Here is a 16,726-nt window from a genome sequence, read left to right as displayed (position 1 = left end):
GGCGGTCAACCGAGATAGGGATAGAGCGGGAAACGATCGGTCAGCGCCACGACCTTGGCCTTCACGGCTGCTTCCACAGCCGCATTGCCTTCGTCGGAATTGGCGACCTTCAGCCCGTCCAGCACCTCGGCGATCAACTTGCCGATCTCGCGGAACTCGGCCTGGCCGAAGCCGCGCGTGGTGCCGGCCGGCGTGCCCAGACGCACGCCCGAGGTGACGAAAGGCTTTTCCGGATCGAACGGGATGCCGTTCTTGTTGCAGGTGATGTTGGCGCGGCCGAGCGCTGCCTCGGCGCGCTTGCCGGTGGCGTTCTTGGGCCTGAGATCGACGAGCATCAGATGGTTGTCGGTGCCGCCGGAGACGATGTCGAGGCCGGTTTCCTTGAGGCTCGACGCCAGCGCCTTCGCGTTGGCGGCGACACTCTCGGCATAGAGCTTGAAGCTCGGCTTCAGCGCCTCGCCGAAGGCGACCGCCTTGGCGGCGATGACATGCATCAGCGGGCCGCCCTGCAGGCCGGGGAAAACCGCCGAGTTCATCTTCTTGGCGATGTCCTCGTCATTGCACAGGATCATGCCGCCGCGCGGGCCTCGCAACGATTTGTGCGTGGTCGTGGTCACGACATGGGCGTGCGGCAGCGGTGACGGATGCACGCCGCCGGCAACCAGGCCGGCGATATGGGCCATGTCGACCATCAGATAGGCGCCGACCGCATCGGCGATCTCGCGAAAGCGCTTCCAGTCCCAGATGCGCGAATAGGCGGTGCCGCCGGCCAGGATCAGCTTCGGCTTGGTCTCATGCGCGGTCTTTTCGATCGCGTCCATGTCGAGCAGATGGTCGTCCTTGCGCACGCCGTAGGAAACGACCTTGAACCATTTGCCGCTCATGTTGACGGGCGAGCCGTGCGTCAGGTGGCCGCCGGAATTCAGGTCGAGGCCCATGAAGGTGTCGCCGGGCTGCAAGAGCGCCAGGAAGACCGCCTGGTTCATCTGGCTGCCGGAATTCGGCTGGACATTGGCGAAGTTGCAGCCGAACAGCTTTTTGGCGCGCTCGATGGCGAGTTCCTCGGCGACGTCGACGAACTGGCAGCCGCCATAATAGCGCTTGCCCGGATAACCCTCGGCGTATTTGTTGGTCATGATCGAGCCCTGCGCCTCGAGCACGGCGCGCGAAACGATGTTTTCCGAGGCGATCAGCTCGATCTCGTGACGCTGGCGGCCAAGCTCGTTGCGGATCGAGCCGAAGATCTCCGGATCGGCATCTTCCAGCGTGGTTTCGAAGAAGGATTCGAACTTGTTCGACGCTGCCGCTGCAGTTGCCATGGCCTGAAATCCTTCGGTTCGGGGCATTTATCTATGCATATCGTTGCCCCGAAACCGCTGCACGGTTCCGGGCGACATGCATTGCCGCGCCATTAACACAGTTGTTTTCGCCTCGCCACGTTTGCAGCGCGAAATTTGCTGGCCGGATTGCGCCAGAGCGGCCCTGAACCGCTATTTTCGCTCCTGCCGCCCCTGCAGCAAGGCTTCGGTGAGCGTGATCTCGGTAAACAGCGCCCGCGCCGTATGGTCGTTGATCGCGCCGCTGCTTAACATGTCGCGCACGGCGATGCGCTCGGCCTCGATGCCGGCAAGCCGCATTTCGAGCTCCAGCCGCCCGGCTTCGCGGGCCTCTGCCCGGGCGTCGTCGGCCTCGTCCGAAGTGGCGATCCGGCGCCGGTAGCCGGCGACGATGTTTTCGGCGGCGGCAAGCCTGGCGCCGGGCACCTCGCCCTGGTCGTCGTCGCTGGCGCCCGCCATGCTTTCGACGCGGGCGATGGCCGCCTTGGCGGCGCCGATGCGGGCGAGACGCTCCTCGATGGCGCTGCCATCCTCGCCCGGCTCGACCAGCCCGCGCGCTATCTTCGGCAGCGCCACGCTGGCGATGGCGAGCGAACAGATGATGACGCCGGCGGCGAGGAAGATCACCAGGTCGCGCGCGGGAAAAGGCGAGCCGTCCGGCATGGCGAGCGGGAGCGACAGGATGCCGGCCAGCGTGATCGCGCCGCGCACGCCCGCCACCGAGCCGGCAAGCCGCACACGCATCCCGAACGGCTCGGCCTTGCGCTTTCCCCATTTTGCCTTGAGGCCTGCCGCGATGTCGCCGACCCAGATCCAGAGGAAGCGCAGCGCGATCAGGCACAGCGTCAGCGCAATCACCGTCGCGACCGGCTGGATGATCGGGTAATGGCCGGTCAGTTCAGGCGGCACGCGGCGAATGATTTCGGGAAGCTGCATGCCGAGCACGATGAACAGCGCGCCATTGTAGACGAAGGACAAGGTCGTCCACAGCGAGATCGTCTGCATGCGCGCCGAGACGCCGAGGAAGCGGAAGACGCCGGAGCCGCCGGTCAAAAGCCCGGCGGTGACCGCCGCCAGAATGCCTGAGGCATGCAGATGTTCGGCGACGAGATAGGCAATGAAGGGCAGCAGGACCATGACCAGAACCTGCGCCTCGGCCGGAACGCCGCCGATGCGATTCAGAAGCTGCAGCAGCCTGGCGGCGATGAACAACGCGGCGATGCCGGCCAGGATGCCGATGGCGACGGCATAAACGAAGCTCAGCGATGCATCGGCGAAGGAAAAGCTGCCGGTCACGGCGGCGGCGACGGCGAAGCGGAACATGACCAGGCCCGAGGCGTCGTTGAGCAGCGCCTCGCCTTCCAGAATATGCATCAGCCGCGCCGGCACCAGGCTTCTGTCGACGATCGAGGACACCGCCACGGCGTCGGTCGGGGACAGCACGGCGGCGAGCGCGAAGGCGACGACCAGCGGGATGCTCGGCACCAACCAGTGCAAGGCATAACCGAAGCCGACAATGGTAAAGAAGACCAGCCCGATGGCCAGATCGAGGATCGGTCCGCGCAGCGCGATCAGCTCGCGTTTGGGCGCTCCATAGGCATCGCCGAACAAAAGCGGCGGGATGAACACCAGCAGGAAGAGTTCGGGGTCGATCTCGACATGGATGCCCTTCACCGGCCATGCGAGCGCGGCGCCGATGGCAATCTGCAGCACCGGCAGCGGCACCCGAACCAACCGCACCAGTGCGCCGGAAAGAGCGACGAAGACCAGCACGGCGAGGATGAAGATTGCGACCTGCATGGCGCGATTCCGGCTGTTTTGAGGACCATGCGCAATTGCCGTTAGTCCGTCCAGATGGGCCTGCGGCGCAACGTCCGGCAGTGTTCATGGCCTGCATGGCTGGCGGCCACCAGTCTTCTTCTGTTGGGATGTCGAACGGAAAAGGCCACCTTGCGGTAGCCTTTCCTGAAGGAGATCAGCCGCTTAAAGCGAAGAGGTGATCTGCAGTTCGCTGGCGCCATCGAGCGCGTAGACGTCGTCGCGGAACTGCACGACGCCCGGACCCGTCGACCAGGCCGACACATAGAGGAAGTGGACCGGAACCGGGTTGACGACCTGCACCGGCGTGTTCTCGCCGGTCTTGATGGTCGCCTCGAAATGCTGGCGGTCCCAGCCGGGCGTGTCGCGCAGGATCCATGTGACGAGGTCGCGCACGTTCTGGACACGCACGCAGCCCGAGGAATCGAAGCGCATCATCTTGCCGAACAGGCTTTGCTGCGGCGTATCGTGCATGTAGACGCCGTCGGGGCTGGGGAAGTTGATCTTCACCGAGGCCATGGCGTTGCCGGAACCCGGATCCTGGCGGAAGCGGTATTTTGCGGCATCATCCGTCGACCAGTCGACAGTCATCGGATCGACTTCGCTGCCATCAGGCGCAAACAGCCGGATGTGGCTGTCCTTGAGATAGTCGGGGTTCTTCCGCATCAGCGGAATGATGTCCTTGCGCACGATCGAGACCGGCGCGTTCCAGTAAGGATTGACGATGATCTCGTTGATCTTGGAATTGACCACCGGGGTCTGGCGGTCGATCTTGCCGACGATTGCGGTGTGGCGCAGCACGACGCGATCGTTCTCGACCGCCTCGATCTGTGCCGCCGGGATATCGACCAGCACGTAACGGCTGCCCAGCGTGCCGGCCTTTTCGCGCAGGCGCTCCAGATTGGTCTGCAGCTGACCGAGGCGGATCTGCGCCGAAACGTTCATCGCCGCATAAGTGTACTTGCCCATGGCACCGTCGGCCGGCAGGCCATGGCGCGCCTGGAAGCGCTTGACCGCGGCGTCGACGTAGGAATCGAACGACGTCGAAATGCCGGCGCTCTGCGCCAGATCGCCCGAAACCATCAGCCGCTTGCGCAGCGGCACCACGTCCGGATCGTCGACGCCAAGCTGCAGCTTCTTTGTCGCCGGCACCTCGCCCCAGCCGCCCTGGGCGACGATGTTCTGATACTGCGCCACAGCCTGTTCGGTGAAGGCAACCGTCTGTAGGCTGAAGATCGGCAGCGTCGAGGCGACCTTGCCGCCTTCGGAGGCGCGGGCGTCGAACTGGTCGTCCCAATTGCCACGGTTCGAAGACTTCAGGATATCGTCGATCACATCCTGCGCGCTGGCGGCATTGGCAACCATAGCAACGGCGAGCGCGGAAGCTCCGGAAAGGAAAAAGCGGCGGCTGGTTCTCATGGACGTTCCAGACATTCTTGTCGTGTTTGGCTTGTAGCGTTTGGCTGTTGCAGCGTTCGGCTACGTGCTCGATGTTGGGCGATATCGCCCGCACTCTAAAGTTGGCACTGTTAACAATTAGCCAACCATGACCTGCGTCACCTGGCCGTCAAAAGCGGACGGCGATGCGACCTTACAGGCGCGCGAACAGCTTTCGCCGCCGCATACCCACAGCCCTCGCTTCCACCGCGAATATGGCGGCAACGTGGCTTTGCGCCGAATTGGAAGCGCAGGCGGCTCGAAAAAGAAAAGGCCGGTGCTTTTCGGCACCGGCCTGTTGACTGAGACTTGCCTCCGGCCGCGCTTCTTCCGGCGCAGCTGCTATTCAATGGCCCGCTGATTACATCCGGTAGGCGATGGTGTCGTTCCAGAAGCGGTCGAGGCGCTGCAGCGCGCGGTTCATCTGCTTGAACTCTTCGCTGTTGATGCCGCCGACCTGTTCGATCGAGCCGACATGGCGCTCATAGAGACCGGCGACGACTTCCGCCACTTCATTGCCCTTCGGCGTCAGCGAAACGCGGACCGAACGGCGGTCGATGCGCGAGCGCTGGTGGTTGATGAAGCCGAGATCGACCAGCTTCTTCAGATTGTAGGAGACGTTCGAGCCGAGATAGTAGCCACGCGAGCGCAGCTCGCCGGCGGTCAGCTCGGAGTTGCCGATGTTGAACAGAAGCAGCGCCTGGATGGCATTGATGTCGGAACGGCCATTGCGGTCGAACTCGTCCTTGATCACGTCAAGCAGACGGCGATGCAGACGCTCGACCAGCTGCAGCGATTCCATGTAAAGCGAACGGATAGCCTCGCGGCGATCGTCGGATACGTTGGCGGTCTTCGCCGCCGGACGCGAATTGATCATTGTCTTTGCCTCTCGTTTGTCGCCCTGGTGATTTTTTGTTTTTCACCTTGATTGCGACACTATCGAATACTCATAAAATTCGACTTAAACGCTAGGGCTAACAAGAGCTTACCGGTAATAGGTTTCGCAAGACGCTTAACGAACGGTCACCCGAGCAAGGATAATTAACCTAAAGATTTAGCCAATGGCTGCGGGGCGGCGTTTCAGGCGCGCGCAGGGCGCTTGCGCATCCAGATGACGACGCGGAAGGCGATGTAGAGCAGCGCGACCGCGGCATGCGAGAAGACGATCAGCGGCCGGTGGCCGTAGAGATCGGGGAAGCCGGCATACATTATGGTCTCGGTGACAGCACAGATGAACCAGATCACCGGGCCCCACGACGCCAGCATCCACAGGCCGGCGGCGGCGAAGGGGAAGAACACGGCCAGCATCACCGCCACGACCTGCCAGTGCACCGGCATCAGGTCGAAGCGCCACAGCGGGCCGGGATAAAAACCGATCAGCCGGATCCAGTACAGGATGCCGAACAGCAGGCAATAGCCAGCTATGACGCGCTGGAACCAGGCGAAGATGATCTCGACGCCCGAGGGCTGCAGCACGATGCGCCGCGACGTGACCTCGCTCACAGTTCGAGCTCCCGTTCGAGCGGCGCGAAATAGGCGTCCACCGAAGCAGCGTCGACCTCGGCCAGGCTTGCCGGCCGCCACTGCGGCGTCGAACCCTTGTCGACGAGGACGGCGCGGATGCCTTCATAGAAGTCGTGCCCGGCCAGCATGCGGTTGAGGATGCGGAACTCCATCTTCATGCAGGCTTCCATCGACAGCGTCAGCCCGGCGCTGATCTGGCGCCACGCGACATTGAGGCTGGTCGGCGAGCGGGTGCGGATGGTGGCCAGCGTCTTGGCGGCAAACTCGTCGGCGCCTGCCGCCCGCTCCAGGCTCTTGAGGATTTCGGCGAGCGAGGGTTGGGAAAAATGCCGGGCGATGGCTTCCAGCACCGGCTGGCCGGTCTCCCGCCTGGCCGGCACGAAAAAGCCGCGCAGCACCGATTCCGGATCGCCATTGGCGCAGAGCCGGTCGAGAAAGGCAGCCTGGTCGGCGGCCTTGATGGTGTGGGTGGCCAGGCCAGACCACAGCGCATCGCCATAGCGGATGCGGTTGCCGGTCAGCGCCAGATACATGCCGAAGCTGCCGCCAAGGTCGGGCAGAAGATGGCTGCCGCCGACATCGGGGAAGAAACCGATGCCGACTTCGGGCATGGCGAACTGGGCGTTCTCGGTCAGCACACGCTGCGAACCGTGGAAAGAGATGCCGACGCCGCCGCCCATAACGATCCCGTCGATCAGCGCGACATAGGGCTTTTTGTAACTGTTGATGCGGGCGTTGAGCCGGTATTCGTCGGCGAAGAACTCGACCGGCGGCTTCCCGGCGCGGGCCTCGTAGACGTGCATGATGTCGCCGCCGGCGCAAAACGCTCTGCCCTCGGCCTTGACGACGACGACATCGACGCCGGTATCGCGTTCAAAAGCGTCGAGCGCCTTGTCCAGCGCCTTGATCATGCGATGTGTCAGCGCATTGAGCGCCTGCGGCCGCGTCAGCGTGACGACGCCTGCCTTGCCCAACCGTTCGAAGCGGATCTCGTCGCCGCCGCCAAAGTCCATCGTCAGAGAATCCCTCCCCGCGCCTGCGGGACTGAAGTGCTAAAGGTGGCGCATGGGTGCGTCAACCGGCGGGCGCGGTTTGGATTTTCGCAAGGCAACGCGACCGTGCTTTGCCCCCGACAGAAATGCGCGCAAAATTGCCGGGCAAAACAGCCTTTCTTCTGATGCAGGGACAAACGCATGACGCTTCAAACCGCAGCGCCGAGCCATGGCTGGGAGATGCCGAAAAAGTTCGACCCGGATGATGTTCTCAGCCGCCCGCTGATGGCCAATCTGGCGACCGTGACCGCTGACGGCGCGCCGCGCAACGCGCCGATGTGGTTCATCTGGGAGGACGCTGCGATCTGGCTACTCGGCTCGACCGGCGCAAGTGCTGTCAAACACCTCGAACGTGACCCGCGCTGCGCCGTGGAGATCGTCCATTTCGACAATGAGGCCGGCATCCTGCTGCATCTCGGCCTGCGCGGCGTCGCCACCATAGAAGCGATGGCGCCGAACCGCTTCAAACGGCTGCTGCACAAATATCTCGGCCCGGAGGCGACCTGGAACCGCTGGTTCATCGACAATGTCGCCGACATCGGCCATCCGGACGGGCGCCTGATCCGGCTCGCCCCGGAGAGCACCTTCACCAACAATGTGTCGTTCTTCAAAACCGGCCCAGAACTGGCGTGGCCGCCGAAGCCGTAAGCAGCGCGTTATCGACTGGCACAATCGTGTCGCATTGGTCAGCGGCAAGGCCTCGTGGTAAAAGCCGCCCCGACCCGGAGTTTTTGCGATGAACAAATTCACCCCCGCGACGAGCAACAAATTCGCACCGGCAAAGCCCGCCGGTGCGCGCAGCGTCGACGAGATCACCGGCAGCCGCCGCTTGCGGCGCATGCGCAAGGCCGACTGGTCGCGCCGCCTGGTGCAGGAAAACCGGCTTACGGTGAACGATCTGATCTGGCCGATCTTCGTGATCGACGGCAAGAACACGCGCGAGCCGATCGCCGCCATGCCCGGCGTCTTCCGCCTGTCGCTGGACCTCGCCGTCAAGGAGGCCGAGCGGGCCGCTAAGCTCGGCATTCCGGCGATCGCCACCTTCCCCAATGTTGAACTCAGCCTGCGCGACCAGACGGGATCGCACATCCTCGACCCGGAAAACATCATCAACCGCGCCACCCGCGCCATCAAGGACGCGGTGCCGGAGATCGGCATCATCACCGATGCGGCGCTCGACCCGTTCACCTCGCACGGCCATGACGGCATCTTGCGCGACGGCATCATCGTCAATGACGAGACGGTGGAACAGGTGACCGCCGCGGCCGTCATCCAGGCGGCGGCCGGCGCCGACATCATCGCGCCGTCCGACATGATGGACGGCCGCATCGGCGCCATTCGCGACGCACTCGACGCCAACGGTTTTTCGGATGTGGCGATCATGTCCTATGCGACGAAATTCGCCTCCGCCTTCTATGGCCCCTATCGCGAGGCGGTGGGCACCGCCGGCCTGCTCAAGGGTGACAAGAAGACCTATTATCTCGACCACGCCAATTCCGACGAAGCGGTGCGCGAGGCCGAGCAGGATATCGCCGAGGGCGCCGACATGCTGATGGTCAAGCCCGGCCTGCCCTATCTCGACATCATCCGCCGGCTGAAGGACGAGTTCCAGATGCCGACCTTCGCCTACCAGGTGTCAGGCGAATATTCGATGATCAAGGCGGCGGCCGCCAATGGCTGGATCGACGGCGAAAAGGCAATGCTGGAGAGCCTGCTCGCCTTCAAGCGCGCCGGCTGCGACGGCATCCTGACTTACTTCGCGCCGGAAGTGGCGCAAATGCTGAAGGGATAAATTCACTCCAGCACATAACTCTCTTTGACATTTCTTGTTTCGAAGTCCAGCCGACCACGCCCGCAAACCGACATGTCTTGGAACAAGTCGGGCTTCTTGATGCCTGCTTCAACACAGGCTTCTCTCAATTTGGGGGTGCAAATGACAATGCCCATGTTCTTCTGTTTGAAGATATGCGCATCGCCAACAATCTCCTCCTTGAAATAGAAGCAGGCGCCTCCGGCGCGGTCGTAGTGGACGCCTCCATTCTCGCCGATCAAAAGCCTAAACTTCGACGATTCGAGATCCACGGCATCAATCTTGCGAACGATGTCGCAAAGGTAGTGCTTTGGTTCGATCGGCTTTCCGCTCAAATAGAATACGTCGCAGTCGTTAAACACGACCCCATCGGGGTCGACTGACTGCAGAACGTCCTTCAGGCGCTCGGATACAAGCCAGTAACAATGAAAATCTTCTAAGTCTTTTGGTGGCCTGCAATAGGCTGTCGCTTCAGGCCGTAGCCTGGGCGTCTCCGGGTACTCAGGAAAGCCGTATCCCCCAAACTCCGTCGGCCCGAGCAGTATGCGGGGTGGCGGCACCAAAGCTTGGGCGTTTTCCAGCTGAAGACAATGGGACCCGCCGCGATATGTCGGTCCGATCTGGAAGAATTTTCCATGTTTCTTGAATTTCGCCTCTTTGCGGAAAACCCGCTCTGGGACTTGAGCTGGCCTATTCTGCGGGCGGTTCCGGTTGGCAAACAGTTTTGCAATGAGTGAAATAATGGTCACGTGCGCGCCTGCTCAGTTTACCGACTTTCGAGTTCAAGACTAAATCGCGTGAGAGTACCCGTCCACCTGCTTCGCGCCCGAAGTGGCGCAAATGCTGAAGGGTTAGCCGGAACCCTGATACACCGGGTTCCGGCTTTTCCTCACGCCTTCGGCAAATAAGGGATCGTTCCAGCGAGATCGGTATCGTCGATCAGTTGGAAGCGGCTGTCGCTGCCCTTCCGGCGCTCCGCCACAAACGGAGCGTATTGCGGATCGTTGGTGAAGGCTTCGGCTGCCTTTGCCGACGGAAACGCCATGATGGCGATCAGGCTGGTGTCGAGCGGCTTGCCCTCCAGCGTCTTCACATTGCCGCTGCGGGCGAGATACTTGCCGCCATGCTTGTGGACGAGGTCATGCACCGAAGCGGCATAGGCCGGCACCCATTTGTCGTCCTTCACCTTGATGTCTGCGATCACGTAAGCGGTCATTGTCCAACTCCTCATGGATCGGCACCGGACTGCCCGGTGACGTGACCGCTGCCTCGCATGGCGGCGCCGGACCGCTCCAGTCACAGAACTGTACCGGGGGTGCCAGTACAGCTTCTGTACTGGCTGAACTCAGGTTTTCTGAATAAGGTCCGGCAACATCTTTTGGAGCTCACCACATGACACAAGCCGGTTACAAGCAATTCTGCCCGCTCTCCATGGCCGCCGAGCTGCTCTGCACACGCTGGACCATGGTGCTGCTGCGCGAACTGGTGGCGGGATCGACCCGCTTCAACGATTTGCGCCGCGGCGTGCCGAAAATGTCGCCAACCCTTCTGTCGCAACGGCTCAAGGACCTCGAGGCCGGCGGCATCGTCGAGCGGACCGAGATCGCGACCGAGAAGGGCGTGTTCGAATACCGGCTGACCGAGGCGGGCCGGGATTTGCGCCCGGTTGTCGAGGCGATGGGGTTTTGGGGCCAGAAATGGGTCGAGGCCAGGCTGTCGCTCAAAAACCTCGATCCGTCGCTGCTGATGTGGGACATGCGGCGCAATCTGAACCCCAGTCCGCTGCCGGACGGGCGCACCGTGATACAATTCCTGTACCATGACCTGCCGGCGTCAAAACGATCGTGGTGGCTGATCGTCGAAAAGCAGGGCGAGGTCGATCTTTGCTGGTACGATCCGGGCTTCGACGTCGATCTCTACGTCTCGACCGATCTGTGCACCATGACCTCGATCTGGATGGGGCTGACGACAGTTCACAAGGAACGCGACAAGATCAGCCTGACCGGCGATCTCGACGTCGCCGGCAAGATGCAGATCTGGCTTGGGCTCAGCCCGTTTGCGGTGATGCCGAAGCGCGTGGCGGCTTGAGGTCCCTGCGCATTCCACAGATCGGCTTGCCTCTAAAAATACTAGTTGCAAAATGCAATCAGTTTGAATACTGATTGCAAATCACAACTGGTCACCGAAAGGGAGTCTCCATGTCCAAACTTCGCGTCAATGCCTTCACCTTGTCGCTCGACGGTTTCGGCGCCGGTCCTGACCAGGACCTGCAAAATCCGCTCGGCGTTGGTGGCGAATATCTGCACAAATGGATGACCGGCACCCGCACCTTCCATGAGATGGTCGGCAAGGATGGCGGCACCACCGATGTGGACGACCGGTTCACTGTCCGCAGCTTCGACAATGTCGGGGCCTGGATCCTCGGCCGCAACATGTTCGGCCCGATCCGTGGCGAATGGCCAGACGAGAGCTGGAAAGGCTGGTGGGGCGACAACCCGCCCTATCACGTGCCGACCTTCGTGCTGACCCACTACAAGCGCGACCCCATTGTGATGGAAGGCGGCACCGTTTTCCACTTCGTTGCCGGCGGCATCCACGCCGCGCTCGAACAAGCAAAGGCCGCGGCCGGCGGCAAGGATGTCCGCGTCGGCGGCGGCGTTTCCACCATCCGGCAATATCTGCAAGAGAAGCTCATCGACGAGTTGCATCTGGCGGTGTCGCCGGTGTTGCTCGGGAGGGGCGAGAGCCTGTTTGCCGGGCTGGATATGCTGAAGCTGGGTTACCAGTGCACCGAGCAGGTGGCGACAGCGCTCGCCACGCATGTGACGATCAAGCGGGTGTAGTGGCGAAGTGATAGGCGCAGGCTTCTTTCTCCCCGTTCTACGGGGAGAAATGCCCGGCAGGCAATGAGGGGCAGCGCTGCTTTTGGAGGTTAGCAGCGTCCGACGGCTGTGAATTCGTCGATGCCGGCGCTGCCCCTCATCCGCCCTTCGGGCACCTTCTCCCCGTGAAACGGGGAGAAGGAAAAGTGCTCAATACTTCTCCGGCACGTAAAGCTCGCGCGGCAGGACCTGGCGCTCGTACTCCGGGTTGAACACCCGCTCGGGCAGCGTGATTTCTTCGTGCGGCACGTCCTCATAGGGCAGCTGTTTGAGGAGATGGTCGATGCAGTTCAGCCGCGCCCGCTTCTTGTCGTTGCCTTCGACGATGTACCACGGTGCCTCTGGGATGTTGGTGCGGGCAAACGTCTCTTCCTTGGCCTTGGTGTACTGCTCCCAGCGCACGCGCGACTGCAGGTCCATCGGCGACAGCTTCCACTGCTTCATCGGGTCGTGGATGCGCATCATGAAGCGCATCTGCTGTTCCTCGTCGGTGATCGAGAACCAGTATTTGACCAGCGTGACGCCGGAGCGGACCAGCATGCGCTCGAACTCCGGCACGTCGCGGAAGAACTCTTCGACCTGATCGGGTTCGGCAAAGCCCATCACCCGCTCGACGCCGGAGCGGTTGTACCAGGAGCGGTCGAACAGCACGATCTCGCCGCCGGCCGGCAGATGCGGCACGTAGCGCTGGAAATACCACTGCGATTTTTCGCGCTCGGTCGGCGCCGGCAGCGCAACGACGCGGCAGATGCGCGGGTTGAGGCGCTGGGTGATGCGCTTTATGACGCCGCCCTTGCCGGCGGAATCGCGGCCTTCGAAAACCACCACCAGCTTCTTTTTGTGGTAGGCGACCCAGGACTGCAGCTTGATCAGTTCCGACTGCAAGCCGATCAGGTCGCGGAAATACTGCATGCGATCGATCGACGGCGGATGCGCGCTCTTGTAGATCTTGGCGATCTCCAGCGACAGCGCCGGCTCCGACATTTCCAGCTCATAGTCCTCATCGAGCGTGTCGGCGAGTTCGGCTTCCAGCCAATCCCTGGCCGGAGAATTCTGCTTTAACTCAGTCATTTCCACTGCTCCGCTTGCCGGCTGACATAAAACCCTGAGCCGACTCGATATAGGCCGCCAATGACGGTTTTATTGCAAGCCGCCGGCCAGCCGGTGATCACTGCAAACCAGCGAGCATTGCCGATCCATCGCCCTGGGATGGCGACAAGCCGCTCAAATTGTCCTACAAATGGCGGACCCGTTCGGGCTTCCCCGCCCTTTCCTGCTAAAACCGCCTCCCCACCAAAACTACGAGGATCTGACATGGAATACCGCACGCTTGGCCGTTCCGGCTTGAAAGTTTCGGCGCTGACCTTGGGAACCATGACCTTCGGCGGCAGCGGGCCGTTCGCTGCCGTCGGCAATTCCGATCTCGCGGAGGCCTCGCGCATCATCGACACTTGCATCGATGCCGGCATCAATCTCATCGACACCGCCAATGTCTATTCCAACGGTCTGTCGGAAGAGATCATCGGCGAGGCGCTGGGCGGCAAGCGCAAGAACGACGTGCTGATCGCCTCCAAGGCGCGCATGCGGATCGGCAAGGGCCCCAATGACGAAGGCCTGTCGCGCCATCATCTGATCCGCGAATGCGAGAAGAGCCTGAAGCGCCTCAGGACCGATGTCATCGACATCTATTTCCTGCACGAATGGGACGGCGCGACGCCGCTCGAGGAAACCATCTCCGCGCTCGACACGCTGGTTGCCCAGGGCAAAATCCGCTATGTCGGCTGCTCCAACTATTCCGGCTGGCAGGTCATGAAGGCGCTGGGCATCAGCGACAGCCAGCACCAGCCGCGTTTCGTCACCCAGCAGATCCACTACACGCTGGAAGCACGCGAGGCCGAGTATGAGCTCTTGCCGATCTCGGTCGACCAGGGCCTTGGCGTGCTGGTGTGGAGCCCGCTCGCCGGCGGCCTGCTGTCGGGCAAATACCGCCGCGACAGTCCGACGGCGCGCCAGATCGGCGGCTGGTCGGAACCGCCGATCCGCGACGAAGACCGGCTCTGGCGGATTGTCGACGTGCTGGTCGATATCGGCGCGGCACGCGGCCTTTCGGCGGCCCAGGTGGCGCTGGCCTGGCTGCTTGGCCGGCCGGCCGTCAGCTCGCTGGTGATCGGGGCGCGCAACGAAGCCCAGTTGAAAGACAATCTCGCCGCGGCAAGCCTGACGCTGTCCTTTGATGAACGCCAGCGTCTCGATGCCGTCAGCCGGCCGCCGGTGCTCTATCCCTACTGGCACCAGCAGTTTACGGCGAAGGACCGCTTCGGCCCGGCCGATCTGGTTATGGACCGCAGCGTCATCTGACTTAAGGGCGCCGGAGGCCGCTAGCCCGCGATAAACCGCCAGACCTGCGGATCGGGCTCGATCTGGCCGCTGAGCACGAAATATTTGTAGAGCACGAGCAGGCAGATCGCCTGCTCGGCCCGCTCGTCGGCGAATTTGCGGCAATAGGCGTTGGCCGCCGCAACGATGCGCTGGGCCTCGGCCGGATGTTTCTCGAGATGGTGCACGCGCTCGGCCAGATCGCTGAAGTCGGGCGCCAGCGGCACATAATGGACATCGGGCTCGAGCTGCCCTTCCGCGAACCAGGTCTCATAGGTCGGCGGCGGCATCAGGCAGAGCGAGTTCGAGCTCATGATCCATTTCAGATTGGTCGCGACATCATTGCCTTCGAGCGAGATGATATAGCGGTAGCGGCGCTGCTGATCGATGCTGAGATAGGGCTTGCGGTATTCCGCAGGTGCTGTCGCCCTCGGCGTGCCGACATCGCAGAACGGCAGATTGCGGGCTGCATCCAGCAACAAGGTGCGGATCGGATTGTTGAGTTCGCCGCGCCAAACGACGAGCGGATGCTTGTCGGCGAAGGCGACATCGTCGGCCGGCATGTAGAAATGACGGAACTTGTTCAGCTTGAACAGGACGCCGTTGCCGTTGTCGCCCGCTATCGGCCGGTCCTTGACGATCGACGGCATCTTCGGCACTTCGATGACGTCGCCGAATTCCAGGTCGATGCGCAGATCTGGGTCGAAATAACGGGTGAACTCCTTCAGATCGTAATAGTACATGCTGCGGTCCGACGGCAGCCGGCTGACCGGCACGGCCTCGGGGCTGGGGCTAAAAGGCTCCCGCAGCGTGTTGTAGTAATTGAGCCGCTGGCGGACCGATGCGTCGGAAAGCCTGGCCTGATCGAGCAGCCGGCCGAGCCGGCGCCGGAAAAGAACCGGCGGCGCGATGTCGCGCATGGCGTTGCGCGCATAGTAGATCAGCTTCTGTGCGTTTCTTTGAAGCGTGGCCATCGGTCGTTTTGATTCGAAATCGGTCGGCGGCGGCTCCAGCAACTGTCCCGCAGCCTTTTCTAAACCATTGTGTTCGCCATCACGCAAGTCCACAACCGCTGGCATCTGCCCTCGCGGCGCTGTTGTGTTTGCCGGCCAATGCTTCTAGGCAGGATCAGGCACAGCGAAAGGAAACGATATGGCTCGACCACCGAATTACGGTCAGGAACGCAAAGAGCGCGACCGGCAGAAGGCCGCCAAGAAGGCGGAGAAGCTCGCCGCCAAGGTCGCGGCCAAGGAGCGCGCCGAGCCTGAGAACGAGGCAAGTTCGAAAACCGACACCGAGACAGAAAAATAGGCAAGACAGGATCACCGGCCCGCGAAACGGGCCGGATCCTGGCAAAATGCCGGTCTGATCAGGCCGATGTGATCAGGCCGGGGCCTTGTCGCTGACGAAGACGTTGACCTCGCGCGCGGCGGCGATGAAGGCGCGTCTTGCAATCATCGCCGGCTTGTCGCCGGCCAGCGCGTCATGGCAGGCCTGCAGCGCTTCGCGGTGCTTGGGGCTGCGCTTGCCGGGCCAGCTGTTGAGCAGGTAATCGGAAGCCTCGCGCACCGTACGCAAGAGCTGAGTGCTTCCCTCCGTGCCCGACTTAACGGTCACGGGTGTTTCAAATCGGTTGTTTTCCATGGCCGCCTCTTACGCCATCGGCGTCCGCGAAGCGAGGCCGAAAGCGGATCGCGACGGCGTTCTTTCGTTTTCGTGACCGGTATCAAGCGGCGACGACGGCAAAACCCCTGGCGCGCAGGCCGCGCCGGTCATTGTGCAACGACGTCACCAGGCGGGCGCGGCTGCCGGCGATATGGGCGGAAAGTCGCGCCGCCGCCGCATCGGCATCGCCGGCCCGCACCGCTGCCAGAATGGCGTGATGCTCGCTCCAGGCGCGGCCGAGCGCTGCCTCGTCGCGCACCTCCAGCCAGCGCGCCCGCGACAGCCGCGTCATGGCATCGCGCACGGCCCGAAACAGGAACTCGTTGCCGGAGAGCCGCGCCAGTTCGATATGGAACTCCATGCCGACGCGGTGCCATTCCTCGCGCGGCGTGGCAGTGTCGCAGGAGTCCAGCATCGCCTCGATGACATCGGCTGCGCTCCTGTCGGCCAGCGCCGAAGTCAGCCTGACCGCCGCGACCTCGACCGCTTCGCGGTACACCGCGATCTGTTCCAGTTCGGCAAGGTTGATGGGCGACACGGTCCAGCCGCGCCCGTCGCGGCAGATCAGCCCTTCCGTCTCCAGCCGCAGCAGGGCTGCCCTGACCGGCGTGCGCGAGGCGCCGAAGCGGCTCTCGATCCAGCGCTCCGTCAGCCGCTCGCCAGGACCGATCTCGAGGCCAAGGATCATCTCGCGAAGCGCTTTTTCGACGATCTGCATCTGCGACATAGTTGCTTCCATTGCTGGCGATCGGCCTTGCCCGTTGGTCTTGCCGCTCACATTGAGAGCGCCTGATTGACAGCAGCCGGGCTTTGCGTCCATGAGGT

Annotated in this window: 18 protein-coding genes; 6 read left to right on the top strand and 12 right to left on the bottom strand. The window is 62.6% G+C overall.

What is annotated here, in order from left to right; genetic code table 11:
• Window positions 1-5: 5 nt before the first annotated feature.
• From glyA to NKI15_RS27385, 6 genes are all read right to left on the bottom strand, one after another.
• Window positions 6-1,319 (bottom strand): serine hydroxymethyltransferase, encoded by a 1,314-nt coding sequence (gene glyA / locus NKI15_RS27410; protein WP_023669349.1) that lies wholly within the window; start codon window positions 1,317-1,319, stop codon window positions 6-8.
• Between the two features lie 171 nt (window positions 1,320-1,490).
• Complete coding sequence (locus NKI15_RS27405; protein WP_023752010.1) at window positions 1,491-3,137, bottom strand: Na+/H+ antiporter; 1,647 nt, start codon at window positions 3,135-3,137, stop codon at window positions 1,491-1,493.
• A 183-nt stretch (window positions 3,138-3,320) separates the two neighbouring features.
• Window positions 3,321-4,574, bottom strand: a complete 1,254-nt coding sequence (locus tag NKI15_RS27400; RefSeq protein WP_023682396.1) for a L,D-transpeptidase family protein — start codon at window positions 4,572-4,574, stop codon at window positions 3,321-3,323.
• A 379-nt stretch (window positions 4,575-4,953) separates the two neighbouring features.
• The gene (gene ldtR, locus NKI15_RS27395; RefSeq protein WP_023672997.1) at window positions 4,954-5,469 is read right to left on the bottom strand and encodes a transcriptional regulator LdtR; all 516 of its coding nucleotides are present in this window, start codon (window positions 5,467-5,469) and stop codon (window positions 4,954-4,956) included.
• Window positions 5,470-5,672: 203 nt separating this feature from the next.
• Complete coding sequence (locus NKI15_RS27390) at window positions 5,673-6,095, bottom strand: DUF6163 family protein (RefSeq protein ID WP_023682398.1); 423 nt, start codon at window positions 6,093-6,095, stop codon at window positions 5,673-5,675.
• The gene (locus NKI15_RS27385) at window positions 6,092-7,129 is read right to left on the bottom strand and encodes an enoyl-CoA hydratase/isomerase family protein (protein WP_023693253.1); all 1,038 of its coding nucleotides are present in this window, start codon (window positions 7,127-7,129) and stop codon (window positions 6,092-6,094) included. The genes NKI15_RS27390 and NKI15_RS27385 overlap by 4 nt, the downstream gene beginning before the upstream one ends.
• A gap of 180 nt (window positions 7,130-7,309) precedes the next feature.
• Between NKI15_RS27385 and NKI15_RS27380 the strand changes: the two genes are divergently transcribed.
• Entirely contained in the window at window positions 7,310-7,816 is a 507-nt protein-coding gene (locus NKI15_RS27380; protein WP_031208744.1) for a pyridoxamine 5'-phosphate oxidase family protein, read from the top strand.
• Window positions 7,817-7,904: 88 nt separating this feature from the next.
• Window positions 7,905-8,960 carry a porphobilinogen synthase gene (hemB, locus tag NKI15_RS27375; protein WP_023826080.1) on the top strand — a complete coding sequence of 352 codons (1,056 nt, stop codon included), beginning with the start codon at window positions 7,905-7,907 and terminating at the stop codon, window positions 8,958-8,960.
• Between the two features lie 2 nt (window positions 8,961-8,962).
• Here hemB and NKI15_RS27370 read toward each other — a convergent pair whose 3' ends face one another.
• Both NKI15_RS27370 and NKI15_RS27365 read right to left on the bottom strand, forming a co-directional pair.
• Window positions 8,963-9,727 carry an imm11 family protein gene (locus NKI15_RS27370; protein ID WP_023697454.1) on the bottom strand — a complete coding sequence of 255 codons (765 nt, stop codon included), beginning with the start codon at window positions 9,725-9,727 and terminating at the stop codon, window positions 8,963-8,965.
• A gap of 140 nt (window positions 9,728-9,867) precedes the next feature.
• Window positions 9,868-10,194, bottom strand: a complete 327-nt coding sequence (locus tag NKI15_RS27365; RefSeq protein ID WP_023673003.1) for a DUF1330 domain-containing protein — start codon at window positions 10,192-10,194, stop codon at window positions 9,868-9,870.
• A gap of 176 nt (window positions 10,195-10,370) precedes the next feature.
• Here NKI15_RS27365 and NKI15_RS27360 point away from each other — a divergent pair, with 176 nt between their 5' ends.
• Window positions 10,371-11,066 (top strand): winged helix-turn-helix transcriptional regulator, encoded by a 696-nt coding sequence (locus tag NKI15_RS27360; RefSeq protein WP_023682403.1) that lies wholly within the window; start codon window positions 10,371-10,373, stop codon window positions 11,064-11,066.
• A gap of 110 nt (window positions 11,067-11,176) precedes the next feature.
• The gene (locus tag NKI15_RS27355) at window positions 11,177-11,821 is read left to right on the top strand and encodes a dihydrofolate reductase family protein (RefSeq protein WP_023697456.1); all 645 of its coding nucleotides are present in this window, start codon (window positions 11,177-11,179) and stop codon (window positions 11,819-11,821) included.
• Window positions 11,822-12,010: 189 nt separating this feature from the next.
• On the opposite strand, the gene ppk2 is transcribed toward NKI15_RS27355, so the two are convergent.
• Window positions 12,011-12,931: a polyphosphate kinase 2 gene (ppk2, locus tag NKI15_RS27350; protein WP_023697457.1), complete on the bottom strand. Its 921-nt coding sequence runs from the start codon at window positions 12,929-12,931 to the stop codon at window positions 12,011-12,013.
• Between the two features lie 243 nt (window positions 12,932-13,174).
• Here ppk2 and NKI15_RS27345 point away from each other — a divergent pair, with 243 nt between their 5' ends.
• Window positions 13,175-14,218, top strand: coding sequence for an aldo/keto reductase (locus tag NKI15_RS27345; protein ID WP_023697458.1), 1,044 nt, complete (start codon window positions 13,175-13,177; stop codon window positions 14,216-14,218).
• 20 nt (window positions 14,219-14,238) lie between these two features.
• Here the strand turns inward: NKI15_RS27345 and NKI15_RS27340 are convergent, their stop codons facing one another.
• The gene (locus NKI15_RS27340) at window positions 14,239-15,210 is read right to left on the bottom strand and encodes a glycosyl transferase family 90 (protein ID WP_023697459.1); all 972 of its coding nucleotides are present in this window, start codon (window positions 15,208-15,210) and stop codon (window positions 14,239-14,241) included.
• 178 nt (window positions 15,211-15,388) lie between these two features.
• Here NKI15_RS27340 and NKI15_RS27335 point away from each other — a divergent pair, with 178 nt between their 5' ends.
• Window positions 15,389-15,547 carry a hypothetical protein gene (locus tag NKI15_RS27335; protein WP_023673009.1) on the top strand — a complete coding sequence of 53 codons (159 nt, stop codon included), beginning with the start codon at window positions 15,389-15,391 and terminating at the stop codon, window positions 15,545-15,547.
• Window positions 15,548-15,619: 72 nt separating this feature from the next.
• Here NKI15_RS27335 and NKI15_RS27330 read toward each other — a convergent pair whose 3' ends face one another.
• Together NKI15_RS27330 and NKI15_RS27325 are read right to left on the bottom strand one after the other, a co-directional pair.
• A complete protein-coding gene (locus tag NKI15_RS27330) occupies window positions 15,620-15,853 on the bottom strand; it encodes a DUF982 domain-containing protein (protein WP_245259900.1) in 234 nt (77 codons plus the stop codon).
• 109 nt (window positions 15,854-15,962) lie between these two features.
• On the bottom strand, window positions 15,963-16,628 hold the full coding sequence (locus NKI15_RS27325) for a GntR family transcriptional regulator (RefSeq protein WP_352515208.1): 666 nt from the start codon (window positions 16,626-16,628) through the stop codon (window positions 15,963-15,965).
• Window positions 16,629-16,726: the final 98 nt, after the last annotated feature.

This window comes from Mesorhizobium sp. M0862 (assembly GCF_040319795.1).
Classification (GTDB): domain Bacteria; phylum Pseudomonadota; class Alphaproteobacteria; order Rhizobiales; family Rhizobiaceae; genus Mesorhizobium.
This window is presented reverse-complemented; position numbering and strand designations above follow the sequence as displayed.